3 protein-coding genes are annotated in these 1,543 nt (G+C 43.7%); all 3 read left to right on the top strand.

Annotated features, from left to right (window positions below; translation table 11 throughout):
- A partial coding sequence (locus ACTHS3_RS12740; protein ID WP_440368106.1) for a type IV pilus modification protein PilV occupies positions 1 to 500 on the top strand: 500 nt, incomplete at its 5' end.
- Positions 501 to 502: 2 nt separating this feature from the next.
- On the top strand, positions 503 to 1,438 hold the full coding sequence (locus ACTHS3_RS12735; RefSeq protein ID WP_440368105.1) for a PilW family protein: 936 nt from the start codon (positions 503 to 505) through the stop codon (positions 1,436 to 1,438).
- On the top strand, positions 1,417 to 1,543 hold a 127-nt coding region (locus tag ACTHS3_RS12730; protein WP_440368107.1), incomplete at its 3' end, for a pilus assembly PilX family protein. The genes ACTHS3_RS12735 and ACTHS3_RS12730, both read left to right, overlap by 22 nt.

Genomic DNA, 1,543 nt, shown 5'->3' with positions numbered 1-1,543 from the left:
GTACTGTATCCAACGTGCGCGAGTCTGAAAATCAAACCACCGTCGCCCAAATTACGCAAAATCTGATTGAAGGCATGCTTATCAATCCGACGCTCTCTGAAGAAACCGATACTGCAGGCGACAAAACCTCCCGTTATAAAAAATCCTATGATACTTACATCACATCCGGCTCTGAACAACTGAAAGAATCAAAACAAACCAATGAATTTAAAGACAAAATGACAAAAGCGCAACTTGCGCAAGCTCAAATTGCCCAGTTTAAAGCCGATTTAGCCAAAGCCCTTCCTGAAGCCCAAGTTTTCTCGACCATCTGCAAAGATTCTTCCGGTACAGAGCCGACTTACGAAAAAGGGTTCAATGCAAAATGCGATGGCAAAGGCGACACAACCATCGTGAAAGTTTTATGGTTGCAAGATGTCGAAGAAGAAAATACCGCAAAAAATCTCAATACATCGGGGCATCACGTTGTCTATACCTATCAATCACGCGTAAGAGACTAACAATGAACAATAAACGCTTACTCAACCATATTCCCAATAAAACCGCTATTCGAGGCTTCAGCATCCTTGAATTTTTGGTTGCCAGCCTGCTCAGCATGATTGTCTTAATGGCTGTCAGCTCCACCTACTTTACTGCACGCGGATTGAACAAATCTGCCAACACCCGTATCGGTATCCAACAAGATTTGCGCAACGCCGCCAATATGATTGTCCGCGATGCGCGTATGGCAGGCAATTTCGGCTGCTTCAATATGTCTAATTGCCCTGCCTCTGCAGTAACAGAAGACAAAAGCTCAGATGAATACACATTGAAAACGGCTGGTGTGAATAATCTGTTACCGATTAAAGAAATCAATAAATTAGGCTATGCAGGTTTTGCTCAAACCGGCAAAGCCCTGCTGTTTCAATATGGAATCGACAAAGCAAACCCTACTGCAAAAACTGCTATTGCCAGCAGCTGCTCCGGCATTGCCAAACCTCACACAGTAATTAAAGATTTAGCTGCGGCAAAATCGGCTTTAAAAATTACCAACTCTGATCAAGACGGCAGTATCGCCATCATGAAGCATGAAATGATTGCTTACGCCGTTGGCACGCTTGGCGAAGAGAGCGGTTTGTTCCGTTTCCAATTATCAAATGATGGCTCATGGAATAATCCGCAGCTGTTGATTAAAGGCATTACAACCATGGATATCCACTATATCTATGCAGAATGTCCTGATTCTGAAAATGCATCTGCCAGCGGATTGAATACAAAATCATTTGATTACAAAAACGCATTGGATATCTCAGCTGAGGCTAAGTCTCCGGCCTCTATCCAAATCGTACTGAATAACGGCAGTATTGACCCATCAAAAGAACAAGACAATAAAGTCGATATCTATAATATTAATGCCACCATCCGCGGAGGAAACGTATGCGCCGACCGATCACTCTAATTAAACCCGACCGGCAGCAGGGCTATGCTTTGTTTATCGTTTTAATGATGATGGTCGTCATCGCCCTGCTCGTGGTCACAGCTACCCAGTCCTACAATACTGAAC

It is taken from the genome of Neisseria sp. P0009.S007, assembly GCF_051962515.1.
Note: the sequence above shows the minus strand (reverse complement) of the source record. Positions and strands in the feature narration are given on the sequence as shown.

Bases quoted from the DNA above. Each gene is read 5' to 3' on its own strand.
- ACTHS3_RS12735 (WP_440368105.1), top strand. From the start codon at position 503: ATGAACAATAAACGCTTACTCAACCATATTCCCAATAAAACCGCTATT.